Annotated in this window: 25 protein-coding genes, 1 tRNA gene and 1 pseudogene; 9 read left to right on the top strand and 18 right to left on the bottom strand. The window is 48.0% G+C overall.

Going from position 1 to position 15,605, the window contains the following annotated elements; genetic code table 11:
* Positions 1–232 precede the first annotated feature (232 nt).
* The 17 genes from QVP94_RS12325 to QVP94_RS12245 all read right to left on the bottom strand — a co-directional run bounded on the left by QVP94_RS12325 (position 233) and on the right by QVP94_RS12245 (position 8,084).
* Positions 233–496, bottom strand: a complete 264-nt coding sequence (locus QVP94_RS12325) for a hypothetical protein (protein WP_022192713.1) — start codon at positions 494–496, stop codon at positions 233–235.
* 13 nt (positions 497–509) lie between these two features.
* Entirely contained in the window at positions 510–716 is a 207-nt protein-coding gene (locus QVP94_RS12320; RefSeq protein WP_022192712.1) for a hypothetical protein, read from the bottom strand.
* Positions 717–719: 3 nt separating this feature from the next.
* A complete protein-coding gene (locus tag QVP94_RS12315) occupies positions 720–923 on the bottom strand; it encodes a hypothetical protein (protein ID WP_005647439.1) in 204 nt (67 codons plus the stop codon).
* Positions 924–925: 2 nt separating this feature from the next.
* Positions 926–1,291: a hypothetical protein gene (locus tag QVP94_RS12310; protein ID WP_229055176.1), complete on the bottom strand. Its 366-nt coding sequence runs from the start codon at positions 1,289–1,291 to the stop codon at positions 926–928.
* Positions 1,292–1,344: 53 nt separating this feature from the next.
* A complete protein-coding gene (locus QVP94_RS12305) occupies positions 1,345–1,569 on the bottom strand; it encodes a hypothetical protein (protein ID WP_022192710.1) in 225 nt (74 codons plus the stop codon).
* A gap of 6 nt (positions 1,570–1,575) precedes the next feature.
* Positions 1,576–1,836 (bottom strand): molecular chaperone DnaJ, encoded by a 261-nt coding sequence (locus tag QVP94_RS12300; protein WP_022192709.1) that lies wholly within the window; start codon positions 1,834–1,836, stop codon positions 1,576–1,578.
* 8 nt (positions 1,837–1,844) lie between these two features.
* Entirely contained in the window at positions 1,845–2,087 is a 243-nt protein-coding gene (locus QVP94_RS12295) for a hypothetical protein (RefSeq protein WP_022192708.1), read from the bottom strand.
* Positions 2,084–2,746, bottom strand: a complete 663-nt coding sequence (locus tag QVP94_RS12290) for a DUF3164 family protein (protein WP_022192707.1) — start codon at positions 2,744–2,746, stop codon at positions 2,084–2,086. Before QVP94_RS12290 ends, QVP94_RS12295 begins: the two co-directional genes overlap by 4 nt.
* A complete protein-coding gene (locus QVP94_RS12285; protein ID WP_022192706.1) occupies positions 2,716–3,030 on the bottom strand; it encodes a hypothetical protein in 315 nt (104 codons plus the stop codon). The genes QVP94_RS12290 and QVP94_RS12285 overlap by 31 nt, the downstream gene beginning before the upstream one ends.
* 2 nt (positions 3,031–3,032) lie before the next feature.
* The gene (locus tag QVP94_RS12280; protein ID WP_022192705.1) at positions 3,033–3,461 is read right to left on the bottom strand and encodes a hypothetical protein; all 429 of its coding nucleotides are present in this window, start codon (positions 3,459–3,461) and stop codon (positions 3,033–3,035) included.
* Positions 3,462–3,473: 12 nt separating this feature from the next.
* Positions 3,474–4,085, bottom strand: a complete 612-nt coding sequence (locus QVP94_RS12275; RefSeq protein ID WP_022192704.1) for a P-loop NTPase family protein — start codon at positions 4,083–4,085, stop codon at positions 3,474–3,476.
* Positions 4,086–4,126: 41 nt separating this feature from the next.
* The gene (locus QVP94_RS12270; protein ID WP_022192703.1) at positions 4,127–4,999 is read right to left on the bottom strand and encodes an AAA family ATPase; all 873 of its coding nucleotides are present in this window, start codon (positions 4,997–4,999) and stop codon (positions 4,127–4,129) included.
* Positions 5,000–5,028: 29 nt separating this feature from the next.
* A complete protein-coding gene (locus QVP94_RS12265) occupies positions 5,029–7,092 on the bottom strand; it encodes a hypothetical protein (protein WP_022192702.1) in 2,064 nt (687 codons plus the stop codon).
* 24 nt (positions 7,093–7,116) lie between these two features.
* Positions 7,117–7,198: transfer RNA gene (locus QVP94_RS12260), tRNA-OTHER, on the bottom strand.
* A gap of 44 nt (positions 7,199–7,242) precedes the next feature.
* Positions 7,243–7,503 carry a hypothetical protein gene (locus QVP94_RS12255; protein ID WP_022192701.1) on the bottom strand — a complete coding sequence of 87 codons (261 nt, stop codon included), beginning with the start codon at positions 7,501–7,503 and terminating at the stop codon, positions 7,243–7,245.
* 2 nt (positions 7,504–7,505) lie between these two features.
* On the bottom strand, positions 7,506–7,886 hold the full coding sequence (locus tag QVP94_RS12250; RefSeq protein WP_022192700.1) for a hypothetical protein: 381 nt from the start codon (positions 7,884–7,886) through the stop codon (positions 7,506–7,508).
* Positions 7,887–7,898: 12 nt separating this feature from the next.
* Positions 7,899–8,084 carry a hypothetical protein gene (locus QVP94_RS12245; protein ID WP_022192699.1) on the bottom strand — a complete coding sequence of 62 codons (186 nt, stop codon included), beginning with the start codon at positions 8,082–8,084 and terminating at the stop codon, positions 7,899–7,901.
* An 83-nt stretch (positions 8,085–8,167) separates the two neighbouring features.
* Between QVP94_RS12245 and QVP94_RS12240 the strand changes: the two genes are divergently transcribed.
* Positions 8,168–8,938: a S24 family peptidase gene (locus QVP94_RS12240; RefSeq protein WP_022192698.1), complete on the top strand. Its 771-nt coding sequence runs from the start codon at positions 8,168–8,170 to the stop codon at positions 8,936–8,938.
* 8 nt (positions 8,939–8,946) lie between these two features.
* On the top strand, positions 8,947–9,567 hold the full coding sequence (locus QVP94_RS12235; RefSeq protein WP_022192697.1) for a hypothetical protein: 621 nt from the start codon (positions 8,947–8,949) through the stop codon (positions 9,565–9,567).
* Between the two features lie 395 nt (positions 9,568–9,962).
* Here QVP94_RS12235 and QVP94_RS12230 read toward each other — a convergent pair whose 3' ends face one another.
* Positions 9,963–10,169, bottom strand: coding sequence for a hypothetical protein (locus tag QVP94_RS12230; RefSeq protein WP_022192695.1), 207 nt, complete (start codon positions 10,167–10,169; stop codon positions 9,963–9,965).
* A gap of 418 nt (positions 10,170–10,587) precedes the next feature.
* On the opposite strand from QVP94_RS12230, the pseudogene QVP94_RS12225 reads away from it, so the two are divergent.
* The 7 genes and pseudogenes from QVP94_RS12225 to hisB all read left to right on the top strand — a co-directional run.
* A pseudogene (locus QVP94_RS12225) lies at positions 10,588–10,983 on the top strand (aminopeptidase); the annotation flags it as partial.
* A 54-nt stretch (positions 10,984–11,037) separates the two neighbouring features.
* Positions 11,038–11,301 carry a hypothetical protein gene (locus QVP94_RS12220; protein WP_005857200.1) on the top strand — a complete coding sequence of 88 codons (264 nt, stop codon included), beginning with the start codon at positions 11,038–11,040 and terminating at the stop codon, positions 11,299–11,301.
* Complete coding sequence (locus QVP94_RS12215; protein ID WP_005857198.1) at positions 11,291–11,632, top strand: type II toxin-antitoxin system RelE/ParE family toxin; 342 nt, start codon at positions 11,291–11,293, stop codon at positions 11,630–11,632. The genes QVP94_RS12220 and QVP94_RS12215 overlap by 11 nt, the downstream gene beginning before the upstream one ends.
* 243 nt (positions 11,633–11,875) lie before the next feature.
* Positions 11,876–12,727, top strand: a complete 852-nt coding sequence (gene hisG, locus QVP94_RS12210) for an ATP phosphoribosyltransferase (RefSeq protein ID WP_008779818.1) — start codon at positions 11,876–11,878, stop codon at positions 12,725–12,727.
* Position 12,728: 1 nt separating this feature from the next.
* The gene (hisD, locus tag QVP94_RS12205; protein ID WP_022192693.1) at positions 12,729–14,009 is read left to right on the top strand and encodes a histidinol dehydrogenase; all 1,281 of its coding nucleotides are present in this window, start codon (positions 12,729–12,731) and stop codon (positions 14,007–14,009) included.
* Complete coding sequence (gene hisC, locus QVP94_RS12200) at positions 14,006–15,043, top strand: histidinol-phosphate transaminase (protein ID WP_022192692.1); 1,038 nt, start codon at positions 14,006–14,008, stop codon at positions 15,041–15,043. Before hisD ends, hisC begins: the two co-directional genes overlap by 4 nt.
* The coding region (hisB, locus tag QVP94_RS12195; RefSeq protein ID WP_288213263.1) for a histidinol-phosphatase at positions 15,040–15,605 on the top strand (566 nt) is incomplete at its 3' end. The genes hisC and hisB, both read left to right, overlap by 4 nt.

Here is a 15,605-nt window from a genome sequence, read left to right as displayed (position 1 = left end):
GACGTACCGCCGCCACACCTCTTTGTAGCAGCGGTCGCGCCTACCTGGTTCATAATGCCGCCTCACGATGTCGCAGACAAGCGCAATGCGTTTTAATGTATTCCGGTGATAACCCATAGAACAGATAAACCAAACAACCTTTGTTTGAACAAAGATAAAAGGCCCGGAAAGTTATTACAACCATTTCCGGACCTTTCTCTTGTAATGTTATCATATTTCTTATAGGACGCTTTTATATGTTGTTTTTGATAACACTTTCTATATCTTCAACCGCTTTTAAAATCGCCACGGAGCTTTGTCGGAGTTTTTTGTTCTCCTCTTCAAGTATAGCAATCTTTTCCCTTTGTAACCCGCTTGTTTCAAGGAGGCGGAGATAATCGTGCCCCGTTCTTAACAAGGCTCTTGAGGCCTGTTGGTGACCTGTTTCACGTTTTATCTCCTGCAACATCCTGTTGTCATCTACGGTTAGATTGCGAATCAAAATGTTTTTAACCATCACTCTTATGTCGTTATTGATTCTTTTCTGCTTCTAGATGTTGTAATCGTTTCAAATGATAGACCACAGCCTCGAAAAACTCAAGGCTTCTCTCACTCTGCCGCTTGGCAATCCGACTTCTTAACCGTGGAATACGTTCTTTAATCAATTCCGCTGATCCTTCGGCATCTTTGACGCATTGTGCCACACTGGGAACCATGCCTAAATCTTTCATGTTCATAATTCAATCCTCTATTATATCGTTACTTTGCAATAAACGTTTCATGCTCCTGTCCCTTTCCGCTTTGCTGGGGTAATAATCGCCGTATCTTTTCCAGCTATGCGGATTGGCTTCACTTTTGAATTTTATGCATGGAGAAGGATAATCCATCCGGCGAAGTATGGTATAACCTGCCTTGCATAATTTGGCTTGATCTGTCGCATTCATATTCAACAGATATTAAAGCCTTCCGACTGTTCACAGAAATCTGCCAGCATTTCTATCTTATGTAAGAACTCTTCAGCCGGTGGTTCCGCTTTTTCCCCTAACATGGATTTGATCTTGATTTGTCCCTGTTCCGACAGCTGGTCCCATTCTTCCTTCAACTCCCTTTTTACAGAGACATACCCCCTAAAGAGCCTCGCCATGATACAGGCTTCTTCTTTTGTGACCTCAAATCCGTCATTGCTTACCGGACTGCCATCTTTCCGGGAACCGTCATAAATATATTTTCCCGGAGAAAATGTGTGGTCCCCATAGCCGAACAGGTAGCAAGCACCGGTTTCGTTCAGTATGACGGGCCATGTAAATATCATTCCGTTTTTACAATCGACCCCCTTTTTCTTTGGTATTAAATCATAACCCATAATTATTTTGTTTCCTCCTGTTTTTGTAATGTTAAACCTAAAGCAGCCATCGCCATTCCCAATTCCATTTCCTTTTTTTGTTCTTCCATAAGTTCCGTGGGGAAAAGAATCGGTTCTGCAACCATTTTCTGCCAGACTTCATCCGACAGGTCTATATTAGCCCAATAAGCTGCCGCCTGAACTGTTTTTTTATCCAGTTCCATCAAAATCTTTAATTTTTCCTCCATAACTGATTATTTTTGATTGTTTTCCGGCACGTAAGCCGAAATATAGGTTGTTACTTCACATGATACGATAACACGGCCGGAGCCCTTACACTGGGGACAAACAGCGTCGTCTTTTACTCCCTTACCCTCACAAACCTTGCAGGCTACGATATGAGGCGGGATCGTCTTTTCACGTTTAGGTGCAGGTGATTCCATTCCGGCCGGTTGCTGCGATTTCGGCTGTCCTTTAACCTGTTTTCTTCTGAATCTTTCTAAAATACTGTTCATTTCGATTATTATTGATTGTTACTACTATCGTCTGCCGTCCAGTTGACCGTTACGACCGCCTTCAGACGTTTATTCCCTTTACACACGGGGCAATCCTGTTTGACGCGCTCCCCGTAATCATCCACTCCCCAGAACCAGCCGTTGCCGTGGCAATAACTACAGGGGAAGCCGCCGAACTCGACCCGTTCGACAGGACACTCTTTCGGGAAGAGCGGCGGCTGGATCAATAGCGCGTGTTGTTGCTTGCTCATGCCTCTGTCATTCCTAATGGTATCGCTATCCATGCCCCGTTGTCGTTCTTGACCTCGGCCCGGATGAACTGTTTGCTGATGGCCGGCTGGTAGGCCTCCTCGATGATCTGCACGCCTTCCATGAAACGCTCGTTTCCCGATTCCTCGGCTATCTTACGAAGTTGGACGATACGGCTCGCCTTCAGCGTTCCTTGCGCGTTACGGGCCAACAGGCGGAGTACCATCTTAACGAGCGCCTTCGTTTCCTCGTTATTGGCAAGCCCCTCGATATACTCCTTTACGATGGCGATACCGTCCTCCACCGTGTCGCGGTAGCCGTCGGTCTCATAATACCCTACGGTGATACGCTTGTCACCCGCGGAATTGGTAAAGGTGTCTGTACGTTGGCCGTCTTTTTTCAACTTCAAGACTTCCGACTTCATGTCGATCACACGGCGGAAGTTATTCAGTACGCCGTTTTTCACGGTCTTGATGCAGTCGCTGACCGCTTGCAAGTCCGGGATCGCCTCCTCGATCGTTTCGTCCACCAGTTCCTTGTAGGCCTCGCGGTCACGTTTGGCCTGTTCCTTGGCCCGCTTGGCGGCCTGTTCTTTCCTGAACGCTTCAAACTGTCTCAGTTCCTCGTCCGTCATTTCGACTGTTTGTTTTGTTGCTTCCATGTTTTTTCTTTTTTTGAATTGTTACACATCTGTTTATTCTGAGTTTCTTTGTATTTCATATATTCCCGGCGGAGGTAGTCGATGGATCGCTCCAGTTTCTCGATCTCCTCGTCCCACTCCCGCAGCAGCCGGCGTTGCGCCTCCATATCCTTCACCGGCCGGGTGAGCAGCGTGTCGACCAGAAAGTCGCGCTCGCCTTTCAGGTAGTCCAGACGGCGGCGCAGGCGTCCGCCCTGTTCCTCGATCTCATCAAGTTTGTCTTGTAGGGGTATATAGCGTGCCATTGTCAATCCCCCTCCTTTTGTTTCCGGCGGATAGCGCGAATCTTCTTTAATAATGCCTCCAGTTCCTCGTAATCGAGCCGGGCAAACCGTTTGCCGGCGATCCGTTTGTCGAGGCAGAAGGCATCGACCCTCTTCCAGTCGGCGGTATCGACACCTGACAGTTGCATCTGGTGAAGCACGGCCGACCGCTTGCTTTTCAGGATACGCATGGCCTCGGTCTCTTCGGCGCGTGTCAGCTTCTCCATCGCACGGATGGCTTCGTTGTATTCGTGGAGCGACATTTCGCACAGGCTGTCGGTACGCCCGTTCGTGAACTGAAGCACGATCTCTTCCTTGCTCGCTCCCGGCATCTGTTTCAGCAAGCCGTAGAAAGCGGCGTAATTGTCGGGCTTTGCGTAGCCTTGTTTGGGTTTCATTTGTATTACTTTCATATCTGATTCGTTTTAGATTAAACCGGCTTCACGTGCTCCCTCTTCCCAAATGACATACCGGCCGGTGTCGCCGATGTAACGCCCCTTGCTGAAAGCTACGTAGCCCTCGATATAGATCTTCAGGTCGGCGTCATACATCACGCTGGTGGCCGCGTCGCCTTTCGGGTTTTTACCCCGTGCGTGGCTGATGAAGATGAATAGTTTGTCAGGGAACGCCTCTTTCAAGAGGATATAATCGCGGTAGTTCATTTGCGTGTACTGGATACTGTCGATCACCACGATGTTGAAGCTCTTGTGACGGGCAAGTCGTTCCTTCAGTGCCGGGACGTCTTCCTTGATGAACGCCAGGCGGCGGCTTACTTCGGCCATGCCGAACCGACGCAGGTTGTTCTGCACCGTCAGGCAGGTGCCTTCCTCCAGCGAATTGAACGCCACCCGGTCGTATTTGCACAGCTCTTTGCAGAGTTGCATGACGAACGAGGTCTTCCCGTTGCCCGAATTGCCCCAGATGAACCAGACACCCCGGTTCTCGGGCGTATCGAACGCCTCTTTCCATTTTCCCTCAAAGGGGAATGTCTCATATTTCTTGTCCAGGATGTCCCGGACGCTTATTGCTCGTTTCATGTTGTTTTCGAATTGTGTTCAAATAGCATTCGAACGGTTGTTTACTCGCCCATTCGTTTGACCCGGTGGATCGCCTTTTTCACGCGGCGTAGGTCGAAGTCGCACGGTTCGGCGTCGCGGATCACTTCGTCGATCTTTTTCCGGTCGCTCAGCCCGTTGGCAACACAGATGGAATAGACATCGTTCGGCGTGGTGGCCTCCAGCTCGAAGAACTTGCGCCCCATGCGGCTGTAGAACTCCTTGTAGCCGGGCTTGCGGTAGCGCAGGCCGTTCTGGATACGCTTCATGATATAGTCGGTCGAGAGGAAGATGATGCCGCATTTCTCCTCCAGCTTGTTGTACATGCTGATGAAGTAGTGGAACACCGGTTCGGTCAGTTTGTCGGCTTCGTCGAAGATCAGGAGCGGGGCTTCCATCTGGATCACGTCGTCCAGGATCAGGCTCCACACCTCGCGGATGTTGTGCCCGTCGGTCTTGATACCCACCTTCCGGGCGATTTCACGCACGAAGTCTCCTTTCTTCATATCTTCGGAACAAAGGATATAGAACACCTCTTTGTGTTCTTCGGTATAGAGGCGGGCCGTCGTTGTCTTGCCACACCCGGCTTCGCCCACCACCCAAGTGACGTTGCGCCAGCGCTGGGCATCGTCGAGCGCGAAGTTGATCTCCTGGTAGGCGGAGGTCTCGACGATCTGCCAGCCGGTTTCGTTCTTTCCGCCACCGATCTGTGCGGCGATGTCGCGAAACATCTTATCCGAAATGTTTTCATACTTGCCGTTCACGATACAACTGATCGTGCCGACCGATGTGTTCTTCAAACTCCCGGCCGCCTTGTTTTGGCTGGGATACTTGGCGACGTAGGCGCGAAGAGCCTCGCGGATGGCGTCTTTCTGTTTGTTGCTTAATGCTTCCATTGTATGATTTTCAATTTATGATTCCTGATTTATAGTTTGCCTGCCACGTTGCTCAGGTTCACCTCGTTGTTGCCGCCGAGCTGGTCCCAGGTGACGTTACTCAATTCCTTGGTATCGCGACCCAATGAAACCCGCAGCGTCCGTCTCTTCGGTTGGCTGTACTGGCGTGTACGGCGGTCGAGCTGTTCCTTGGCCTCTTTGGAGAGTCCTTTCAGGTCGGGGCTGACCAGGCCGTGCTGTTCCGGAGTGACACCGTGTTCGTATTCGATCTCCTTGGCGATGACCTGGCGTTCGACACGCTCGCCGGCTATGGCCTCCTGTTGCTGGCGGATAAATGTTTTTTCCTCTTCCGTCTGTTCCTGCTGGGCGCGGTGGATGTAGATCGGCGGCAGCCCTACACGCTCGAAGCGCAACGCTCCGCCTTTGTCCATCCAGAGCAACCGGACGCTGCGCATGTCGGTCGGATCGTATTGCACATAGAACTGCTTGAAAGTGTTCCGGCGGCGCCATTCCAGATCCGGATTGCCCTGGTCGTCATACACCTCGTAGGTATAGTCCTTTTTCTGCACGGTGATCTTGATGCCGCTGGAGGTGAAGGTCGAGGGTTTCTCGGTCGTGTACCAGAACATGTCGACCATGTCGCGCACACTGACGGCATCGGTCTCCTCGTTCACGCTGTTTTCGTACATCTCGATCCGGGAGATACCGGTTGCCGGGTGTTTCATCTCGTTCCACTCTTCGCGGGCTGCCTCGTAGATCTCGTGCAGTTCGTCCAGCGTAGGGAGCGCATCGATATTGGCGTTGATGATCTCCAGGTTCGGGCGGCTGGTGGCCTTTACAGCGGTCACGTTCTGCCCCGTGTAGCCAAAGCGCGTCCAGAGTACCTGTTGCTGGAAACGGCTGAAGATATTCTCGATCGTTTTCGACTCGCCGTTGTAGGGAGCCGTCGGCCGGTGGATCCGGCTGATCTTCGAGAAGAACCCCTTGGCTGTGTTCTTCTTGTGGCCTCCCTGATTGTCACACACCAGCTCGTAAGGTTTGTGCCTGCTGCGCTGGATAGCCATGCGGAAGGCGTGGTATTGGGCGATGTAGTCTTCCTGTTCGCAGATGTGGTAGCCTAACAGCACTTCGCTGTAGGCATCCACCACCTCGTAGACGTTGATCGTGCGTTTGTTTCCGCTTTCGTCCCGGTAATAGAGGTTCAGTTTCGTGCCGTCGCCATACCAGAGGGAATCCCGGCAGGCAGGGAGCAACGTGTGGTGCTTGCGGTCGTAGAGCTGGTGTGTCCGCATTTCGCCGAACACGGCATCGTGCCACAGGGGTTTGATACGGGGACTGTTCAGCCAACCCTTCATGCCCCGTTCGCTCTTGAGCGGCTTCCAACCCCTTTCCGGGGCCGTGCGGTTGTAGGTCTCGAAGATCTGATGGTCGGTATATTTGGGCATCTGGCTCCGCTTCAGCGCAATGATGTACCGTCCTTCCTCCTCGCCAATCTTCAGTGTGTTCCTGTTGCCATACTTCCCGCTGATCAGCACCTCGTAATGGTCGAGGCTGTAGCGTTTGATCAGTTCCTTCAGCCGTCCGACGCAGCCGGGCAGCGTATGACCGAACTCCGTGCGCAGCTCTTCGCTCCGCTTCATCACCTCCTCCCAGTAGTCGCCCGATATGCCCAGACTGTTTCGTTTGGGACGGAGACGGGCGATATCGCCGATCAGCGTGTTCAGCACCGAGGCGTTCAGCGTATAGGCCGTGATCGTCGATTCCGGAAGCGGCACCAGTTCGCCGTTCTTGTCGTAGCGGTGCTTCTCGAAGAAGTCTTCCGCCCGTTCATCCTTGCGGACACGTCCGCGCAGTATTTCTCTTCTCATGATCTCTTCGGGTTCGCCATATCTGGCAACAAAACGTCGTTGGTATTTGGCGGGAAGGGAGGAATAGACGTACAGGGCGTGGTTCCCCTCGCCGCCGCCCCGGTTGATGCATTGGATATTGCCCCGGCGGACATTGCTGTAAAGCGTGTTGGGTTTGATTACCGGGTCATCCCCGGAAGTCAGCTCTTCGTGTGTCACGCACAATATTTTATTGTAATATTCCATTCCCGATTGTTTATTTGTTATTTGTTCCCGGAAGCGGATTCGAACCGCTGACCATATCTTCTGAATTACCAGTGCCGATTGTTCTACCTGACTGAACTATCCGGGATACCACCCTCGTACCGCGGGCCGCATACCGATACCAAACCAATCTTAATTGAAACCTAAACCTTGATTGTTATCCTTGTCGCTGCCACCCGTCAGCCACAGCATTACCTTATCCATCCATGCATCGAAGCGATCCGCCTCCTCGCCGCACGCCTTCTCGTTTCCGATCAGTAACAGGCTGAACACCACCCACACCGCAAAGAGCAGAAGCCCTGCTGCAAAGTTTCCATATTCCATCGTATCAGCCCCGGCAAGGAGGAACAGCCAACTGATGGCCCATCCGTAAAGAATCACTTTCGCTTTCATGATCAGCCCTCCGCCAATTGTGCTTTCGCCAATACCTTCGTCTCATACACCAGCCCCGGATCCATCTTTTCCATCCAGCCGAACCGTTTTGTCAATAGGCGGTCCAATACCGCCCAGTTCTCCAGGCTCACGCAGTCGTTATAATTGTACCACTGGCTCTCGCCCGTCTCCGGATCCAACCCGACGATACCCCAGAACTCCTTGCAGGCAGCCCCTATACACACCTTACACTCGCCCTTGGCGATCACCACCCGGAACACCGGCCGTTCCTCCTCCTTCCGCCCGGTATAAACCAGCATCCGGAAGTTCACCTCATACGTGGAGTCCATATCGAACGGTGCCTCGCAAAGCGCCTTGTAATCGATTTTATTTGTTGTTTCCATTTTGAATGCTGTTTAAATGATTGTTACATGTTCCTCTCTCTTTACCGACCCACCCATCTTGATTGCCATTGCGCGGATCTTATTTGCCAGTTCCGAATCGGACCGACAGTTCAATGCCTCGCTGACGGTTTTGCGGCTGCACTGAAAAATCTCCTCCAACTTTTTTCTGATTTCTGTGTCTGCTAAAATCTTTGCCATATTTACTATTTAATGATTAATGTTTATCTTTACAGCGTCGGTTACATCTGTAACGACGGTGCAATATTACAGAATATTCTGATATGAACAAAGAAAATAGAAATAAAAACACAGATATTTCTGCAAGAATAGCAGAAATTCTTGATTATATCAATGAGAGTAAAAATTCATTTGCCCTAAAACTAGGCTATGAACGTGCTCAAACAGTGTATGATATAATTAATGGGAAGAGTGCTCCCAGTTATGACTTCTTTAAGAAGTTTCAGCTTTCAGAATATTCTGATATTATTAATATTGATTGGCTTCTTATCGGTCGTGGATCGATGCTGAAAAGTGAGGGAGTGACGCTGATGGGCGAGCAAGTGCCGACTGTTGTGGATGAAAAACGCCCAGAGATCCAGATCTTGCATCACCCGAAAGTGGTCGATAAGGTAATTACCCAACAATCCATCCCTGTATATAATGTAGAGGCGGCGGCTAATCTGAAAACGATCTTCTCTAATAAAGATCAAAACATCTTGGGAGAGATCACTATGCCCGATATTCCCCGTTGCGATGGTGCAATCTATGTGAGAGGAGACAGTATGTATCCACTCCTTAAATCTGGTGACATTGTGGGATATAAGGAGATTATGGACTTTAACAATGTTATTTTCGGGGAGATGTATATCGTATCCTACGACATTGAGGGAGACGAGTATGTCTGTGTAAAGTATGTCAACCACAGTGATCAGCAGGGATACATTAAATTGGTTAGCTACAATCCACACCATGACCCCAAAGACATCCCCGTCAACCGCATTACTGCCATGGCACTGGTGAAGTTTAGTATTCGAATGAACACGATAATTTAATTTGTGATATGATAAAGAGTGATGATTTTGAAAATATGATTAAACTATATCCTGTTAATTATAAGGGGTATTGGTTTAATGTGGATGAGATTGACAATCCTCTTCCTCAAGAATTATTGTCTGGAGATGGAAGAATAGATGCAGAAATAAAAGAGCAATTCACACAACAATTTTACAATCAAATTATATATGCATATATATATAACCTGCAGCAGTTTTTACACAGTAATGGCTTTTACTGTATTATCAAACACGCTAATGCATTGTGCAAAGCAAAAGACAATGTTAGGAAACTGCATGAAAGGGAAGATTATGATAAAAGGATAGCAAGAGCTATTTCTTATTCATGTATAGACATGGATGCACCGGAAAACTATCCTATAAAGGACTTAATATTAAATCCTGATCTATTTGATGGGTTCTTCCAAAAGGAAGTTGTATTGAAATTCAACGAAGACGTTGAACATTGGAACAAAGCACTGAGTAGTTATAAACAAAAACGGGCATATATTAATCGTCTAAACTATTTAAAAGAACAAATGGATATATTGGATAGTGTAAATATATCTTGCATAAAGGATTCGATTACCAAACAAAAGGATTTGTATAATAATTTATTGGAGAAGTAAGGAGGTTTTGTTTAAACGAAGCGAAAAACGGTTTATACACTAAAAAGATAGTTATTGTGCTAATTCATAGCAATATAAATTTGAAAAGAGGGTAGTGAATAAATATTTGTAAAAATACACTCCCTATATCAAATAACACCTAAAACTCAAAATACAACCATTTAAAAGGAGTCTTGCATACTCTAATCGCATAAAAAACGATAGTAAAATGCACAACCAAATGCACAACCAAACGACACGTTTCGTTTTTGCAAGCTCAAAAATGCACAGCCAAACGCACAACCAAGTGCACAACCAACATGAAAAAAGCGGCATTTCCGACCGTTCAAAGACGGCGGGAAACCCGCTATTCAAACAAAAATCGTTCAAATGAGTATTAAATGCTATTAAAACAACTACTTAGTAGCCCTTATCAGGTGCGATTGAATGATCATAGCCCGTTTGGTGATCTTACAACTTCCATCAGTCATACCGGCGTGCAGAAGGCTATTTTTGGTAATGCCTACCTCTTCCTCCGAAAGCACGTCAAAGATAGCCGAAATCGAGCCAAAATAGTAGTTCTTCTTCTCGTAGAGCAAATGTACATGGATAACCTTTATCATAACGTATTTGGTATTTACTTTGTCGCAAATATACCAAATAGCACTTATATAGAATAATCTATCAACAGATTTAACAAATCGAATCCACAACAAAGCAAAAGAAAAGAGGCTCTTTTTAAGCCTCTTCATTCTTTCAGCGGACAAACAATCAACCGAGCCAACAAAACGCCCCAGTGCGCCTCATTTGCGCCCATGTAGACCCCATATTAAACCAAATCTGCCGTCCAATTAAACTTATGTTCAAGAAATCCGTTCAAACCCCATTCAAAATTAAAATGCAGTTCAATTCAATTAAACCGTTTGCGCGTTTCGTTTTTCTTGGTCAGTTCTTTAACTATATTGTTAACCTGTTGTTTTTCAGTTAAAACAAGCCTGTTTTACTCTATACTGTTTTTACGCATTTCGTTTTACCCCCCTTATATCCCGCATACAGAATCCGGACCGGAAGAAGGAGTATCAATTTATCTCCCCATCCGTATCGCCCCGTAAAGAGGAACGTGACAGTGTCTTCGCTTCCTTGTTGATCGCCGGGAATCGTAGGGTGGAGCCATGGGCCTCTTCGGCTCTCGCTCATTTGAACCATCGCCTGCGAGAACAAGAGTCGGTCGCTTATATCCGTCCGGCCTTGGAAGCGATGCCGGAAGTACAGCGGACTGGCGATATCTTTTTCCCCACCGCTTGGGTTCGCTCCTTGCTTTCCGCCCATACATCGAAGGAAGCTCGGAAAGAAGTTGACGCGTTTTTTACCGCGCATCCGGACTTCCCCTTGATGCTTTCCAATAAGATTAAGCAGCAAGCGAGTCATTTGTATTAAAGTAAATCATTATATTTGTCCTTGAGAACGAATTAATAAGAAAGGAGCATTTGTATGACGGCAATGGAACTAAAATGCCTAAAGATGGAGTTGGTCGAAGAATTGTTAAGCATCGATGATAAAGACACGCTCAACCGTGTGAAGAACTATCTGAAAAAGCTGAACAATAAAATTAGGACAAAAGCCGAAGAGGAAGAAACGGAATATATCAGCAAGGAAGAGATCTTGGCAGGGATTGATGCCGGGCTGAAAGACATGATTGCCGGGAGGAAACAATCGGCGAGAGATTTCTTAAAAGAAATGAGAGATGGAATATAGAATAGAAGTCTTAGCCTCCTTTAAGAAGGAAGCGAAACGTTTGCGGAAGCATTATGCCTCTTTCATTGATGATTATGAAAAACTACTTGGCGAGTTGGAACAAAATCCTCGTTTGGGGACCGATCTCGGCAACGGCCTTCGTAAGATCCGTATGCGTATCTCTTCCAAAGGACGAGGCAAAAGCGGTGGGGCAAGGGTTATCTCTTTTACGGTAGTGGTAGCCATCGATGAGACAGAGATCAACTTGCTCTACATCTACGACAAAGCAGAACGTGAATCTATAAGCTTGAAAGAGATAGAAGAGTTGCTCCGTAAGAACGGATTGAAGTAATATAGATATTGTGATAATATTTTGTCAGAAATATTTGTTCTTTCAATTATTATTGTAACTTTGCGACGTAAATAACAAAAGAAATGAAAATAATGACTACATTATATCACCATCATCATTACAGCGGGCAATAGTTCGGTGGGCTGAATGGTATGTATGTACTCATGATAAAAAGATAAAGGCTTGCCGTTTTGCGGTAAGCCTTTTTTGTTGATATTTATAATATAAAAATAAGATATAGTTATGTTGAGAATTGCGGTACAATCGAAAGGCCGTCTGTACGACGAGACCATGATGTTGCTTGAAGAAGCGGGTATTAAACTAAACAGGGGCAAACGCATCCTGTTATTATCGGCAAAAGGTTTTCCGGTAGAGGTATTATTCCTTCGTGATGATGATATTCCTCAGTCTGTAGCTAACGGTGTGGCGGATATTGGTATTGTCGGAGAGAACGAGTACGTGGAGAAAGGGCAAGAGGCGAAATTGATCAAGCGTCTGGGCTTTAGTAAGTGCCGTCTATCCTTAGCGATCCCCAAAGATGAGGAATATAAGGGGGCTGAGTGGTTTGAGGGAAAAACGATCGCTACTTCCTATCCCGCGATCCTACGGTCTTTCTTAGAGGAGAGAGGCGTGAAGGCGGATATTCATGTAATCAGCGGCTCTGTGGAAATCGCCCCGGGCATTGGTTTGGCGGACGCTATCTTTGATATCGTAAGCTCCGGTAGCACTTTGGTAAGCAATCAATTGAGAGAAGTGGAGGTAGTCCTTCCTTGTGAGGCTTTATTGATCGCTAACAATAATCTATCCAAAGAGAAACTGGAGATCTTGGATGAGCTTCTATTCCGCTTCGAGGCGATTCAAGTCGCCGAGGGCAAGAAGTACGTGTTGCTGAACGCTCCGAAAGAAAAGCTGGATGAGATTATCGAGGTGCTTCCCGGTATGAAGAGCCCGACCATAACGCCTTTGGCAAACGATGAATGGGTCTCTGTTCAATCCGTGATCGCCGAGAAGCATTTCTGGGAAATTATTGGTAAACTAAAATCATTGGGGGCTGAAGGTATCTTAGTGCTTCCGATCGAGAAAATGATTGTATAATATGGAGATTATAAAATATCCCGGACGTGAGGAATGGAGCTCACTAATCAAACGTCCCGCATTAGATGTAACCACCTTGTTCGATACGGTCCGTACGGTATTGGACGAGGTACGCGAGCAGGGTGACACTGCCGTAAAAGCGTATGAGGAAAAGTTTGATAAGGTGCAGCTTTCTTCCCTTCAAGTCTCGGAAGAGGAGATGCGGGAAGCGGATGCCTTGGTCGCTGAGGACTTGAAACAGGCGATTCGTACGGCAAAGGCGAATATCGAGAAGTTCCACGCCTCACAACGTTTCGAGGGAAAGAAAGTGGAGACTACCCCGGGAGTCACTTGTTGGCAGAAAGCGGTAGCGATCGAGAAAGTCGGTTTATATATTCCGGGCGGAACGGCGCCTTTGTTTTCCACGGTATTGATGTTGGCAGTGCCCGCACGTATCGCCGGATGCAAGGAGATCGTATTATGTACGCCACCGAACCGGGAAGGGAAAGTACATCCCGCTATCCTGTTTGCCGCGGAGGTTGCGGGCGTAAGTAAGATATTCAAGGCTGGAGGAATCCAAGCGATAGCGGCGATGGCCTATGGGACGGAATCGGTCCCCAAGGTGTATAAGATCTTTGGCCCCGGTAATCAATACGTGACGGCGGCGAAGCAATTAGTAAGCCTGAAAGAGGTCGCTATCGATATGCCCGCCGGACCATCCGAGGTAGAGGTGATCGCGGACGAGACAGCGAATCCCGATTTTATCGCCGCCGATTTCCTCTCGCAGGCCGAGCATGGAGTGGATAGCCAAGCGATCCTCGTAACCGCTTCGGAAACGATCGTGGAACCCGTGGCCCGTGCCATCCAAGAGCAACTCGATCGTTTGCCCCGAAAGGAGATTACCGAGAAATCGTTAGCGCACAGCCGTATCATCGTATTGAAAGATTCGCGGGAAGTCGTGGACTTCACGAATCAATACGCTCCCGAGCACTTGATTATCCAAACAGCGGATTACACCGCTATCGCAGAGCGAATCGAGAACGCCGGCAGTGTCTTTATGGGTCCATATACTCCGGAAAGCGCTGGTGATTATGCTTCCGGCACGAATCATACCTTGCCGACCAACGGTTATGCCAAGGCATATAGCGGCGTAAACTTGGATAGTTTCATCAAGAAGATCACTTTCCAAGAGATCTCTTCCGATGGTATCCGTGCCTTGGGTAGCACGATCCAAACCATGGCGGCCAACGAGCATCTGGATGCTCACCGCAACGCAGTAACAATTAGATTGAACACGATATGAAAGACCTGAAAGATTTAGTAAGACCGAATGTCTGGAATTTGAAACCGTATTCATCCGCACGTGATGAGTTTCATGGGGATGCCTCCGTTTTTCTGGACGCGAATGAGAATCCGTGGAATGTGCCGTATAACCGTTATCCCGATCCCTTGCAATGGAAATTGAAGGATCGTCTGGCCGTGTTGAAAGGCGTGGATCGTAACTCGATCTTTTTGGGTAATGGTAGCGACGAGGCCATCGATCTGGTGATCCGTGCCTTTTGCGAGCCGGGGTTGGATAGTGTGGTGACGATCTCGCCGTCGTATGGTATGTATGAGGTGGCAGCGAATGTAAATAACGTGGAATGTCGCAAGGTCTCTTTGGACGAGAATTTCGACTTGGACGCTGACCGAGTGTTGGAATCGGCGGACGAGTGGACTAAAGTGATCTTCCTATGTTCCCCGAATAACCCCAGTGGCAACAGCCTGGATCGTGGCTCGATCTATAAGATATTGAAGAATTATGAAGGAATCGTGGTGATCGATGAGGCTTATATCGACTTCTCCGCTTATCCCTCTTTCTTGAAGGAATTATCCGGGTTCCCGAATCTGATCGTTCTTCAAACCTTGTCGAAAGCGTGGGGAGCGGCGGGTATTCGTTTGGGTATGGCATTCGCCTCTCCGGAGATTATCGGTGTCTTGAATAAGATCAAATATCCGTATAACGTCAACCAGCTTACACAGGAGAAAGCTTTGGAGCTCTTGAACGACGAGGCGACCATGAAGCACCAAGTGAACGAGATCCTCACGGAGCGTAACCGGCTGGAGAAGATCCTGTCCGAGCCTCCTTTCTCCTATCAAGTATATCCCTCGGACGCTAATTTCTTGTTGGTGAATGTCGCCAAGGCGGATGCCATGTATAATGGGCTCGTGAAGAAAGGGATCGTAGTGCGTAACCGTAGCAACGTGCAGAAATGCCGGGGTTGCCTTCGTATTACGATCGGTACGCCAAAAGAGAATGATAGCTTATTGAACGCGATGAAAAACATGAAATTATGAGCACGAGGAAAAGAGCGTTGTTTATCGATCGAGACGGCACGCTTGTAAAAGAGCCGCCCGTAGATTATCAATTGGATAGCTTGGAGAAACTAGAGTTTGTCCCGAAGGTGATGCGTAACCTCTATTTCATTCGCGAGCGGTTGGATTTCGAGTTCGTGATGGTCTCCAACCAAGACGGGCTGGGTACGCCCTCTTTCCCGGAGGAGACTTTCTGGCCTGCCCATAACTTGATCCTAAAAACACTGGAAGGCGAGGGGATCGTGTTTGATGATATATTGATCGATCCTTCCTTTCCCGAGGATAATTCTCCGAATCGTAAGCCTCGTACAGGAATGCTTACGAAATATATGACAGGTGAATACGATCTGGAGAATAGTTTCGTGATCGGGGATCGCCTTACGGATATGGAGTTGGCCCATAATCTGGGCGCTAAAGGTATCTGGTTGCGCCCGGAGGAGGGAGCGGAGAGTGAGTTGGCGGCTTACGCTACCTCATTGTCTCCCGCCTATATCACGGATGATTGGGATAAAATCACCGAGTATCTGTTTGCTGGCGAGCGTCG

Source organism: Parabacteroides sp. CAG:2, assembly GCF_000436315.1.
Taxonomy (GTDB): domain Bacteria; phylum Bacteroidota; class Bacteroidia; order Bacteroidales; family Tannerellaceae; genus Parabacteroides; species Parabacteroides distasonis.
This window is presented reverse-complemented; position numbering and strand designations above follow the sequence as displayed.

What these genes read in the sequence shown, in the direction of transcription:
- QVP94_RS12250 (WP_022192700.1), bottom strand. Translation starts at nt 7,886, where the DNA reads ATGGAAACAACAAATAAAATCGATTACAAGGCGCTTTGCGAGGCACCG.
- QVP94_RS12240 (WP_022192698.1), top strand. Translation starts at nt 8,168, where the DNA reads ATGAACAAAGAAAATAGAAATAAAAACACAGATATTTCTGCAAGAATA.
- QVP94_RS12235 (WP_022192697.1), top strand. Translation starts at nt 8,947, where the DNA reads ATGATAAAGAGTGATGATTTTGAAAATATGATTAAACTATATCCTGTT.
- QVP94_RS12275 (WP_022192704.1), bottom strand. Translation starts at nt 4,085, where the DNA reads ATGAAACGAGCAATAAGCGTCCGGGACATCCTGGACAAGAAATATGAG.
- hisC (WP_022192692.1), top strand. Translation starts at nt 14,006, where the DNA reads ATGAAAGACCTGAAAGATTTAGTAAGACCGAATGTCTGGAATTTGAAA.
- QVP94_RS12220 (WP_005857200.1), top strand. Translation starts at nt 11,038, where the DNA reads ATGACGGCAATGGAACTAAAATGCCTAAAGATGGAGTTGGTCGAAGAA.
- hisG (WP_008779818.1), top strand. Translation starts at nt 11,876, where the DNA reads ATGTTGAGAATTGCGGTACAATCGAAAGGCCGTCTGTACGACGAGACC.
- QVP94_RS12270 (WP_022192703.1), bottom strand. Translation starts at nt 4,999, where the DNA reads ATGGAAGCATTAAGCAACAAACAGAAAGACGCCATCCGCGAGGCTCTT.
- QVP94_RS12305 (WP_022192710.1), bottom strand. Translation starts at nt 1,569, where the DNA reads ATGGAGGAAAAATTAAAGATTTTGATGGAACTGGATAAAAAAACAGTT.
- QVP94_RS12315 (WP_005647439.1), bottom strand. Translation starts at nt 923, where the DNA reads ATGAATGCGACAGATCAAGCCAAATTATGCAAGGCAGGTTATACCATA.
- QVP94_RS12230 (WP_022192695.1), bottom strand. Translation starts at nt 10,169, where the DNA reads ATGATAAAGGTTATCCATGTACATTTGCTCTACGAGAAGAAGAACTAC.
- QVP94_RS12255 (WP_022192701.1), bottom strand. Translation starts at nt 7,503, where the DNA reads ATGAAAGCGAAAGTGATTCTTTACGGATGGGCCATCAGTTGGCTGTTC.
- QVP94_RS12300 (WP_022192709.1), bottom strand. Translation starts at nt 1,836, where the DNA reads ATGAACAGTATTTTAGAAAGATTCAGAAGAAAACAGGTTAAAGGACAG.
- hisD (WP_022192693.1), top strand. Translation starts at nt 12,729, where the DNA reads ATGGAGATTATAAAATATCCCGGACGTGAGGAATGGAGCTCACTAATC.
- QVP94_RS12245 (WP_022192699.1), bottom strand. Translation starts at nt 8,084, where the DNA reads ATGGCAAAGATTTTAGCAGACACAGAAATCAGAAAAAAGTTGGAGGAG.
- QVP94_RS12325 (WP_022192713.1), bottom strand. Translation starts at nt 496, where the DNA reads ATGGTTAAAAACATTTTGATTCGCAATCTAACCGTAGATGACAACAGG.
- QVP94_RS12320 (WP_022192712.1), bottom strand. Translation starts at nt 716, where the DNA reads ATGAACATGAAAGATTTAGGCATGGTTCCCAGTGTGGCACAATGCGTC.
- QVP94_RS12295 (WP_022192708.1), bottom strand. Translation starts at nt 2,087, where the DNA reads ATGAGCAAGCAACAACACGCGCTATTGATCCAGCCGCCGCTCTTCCCG.
- QVP94_RS12285 (WP_022192706.1), bottom strand. Translation starts at nt 3,030, where the DNA reads ATGGCACGCTATATACCCCTACAAGACAAACTTGATGAGATCGAGGAA.
- QVP94_RS12290 (WP_022192707.1), bottom strand. Translation starts at nt 2,746, where the DNA reads ATGGAAGCAACAAAACAAACAGTCGAAATGACGGACGAGGAACTGAGA.
- QVP94_RS12265 (WP_022192702.1), bottom strand. Translation starts at nt 7,092, where the DNA reads ATGGAATATTACAATAAAATATTGTGCGTGACACACGAAGAGCTGACT.
- QVP94_RS12215 (WP_005857198.1), top strand. Translation starts at nt 11,291, where the DNA reads ATGGAATATAGAATAGAAGTCTTAGCCTCCTTTAAGAAGGAAGCGAAA.
- QVP94_RS12280 (WP_022192705.1), bottom strand. Translation starts at nt 3,461, where the DNA reads ATGAAAGTAATACAAATGAAACCCAAACAAGGCTACGCAAAGCCCGAC.
- QVP94_RS12310 (WP_229055176.1), bottom strand. Translation starts at nt 1,291, where the DNA reads ATGATATTTACATGGCCCGTCATACTGAACGAAACCGGTGCTTGCTAC.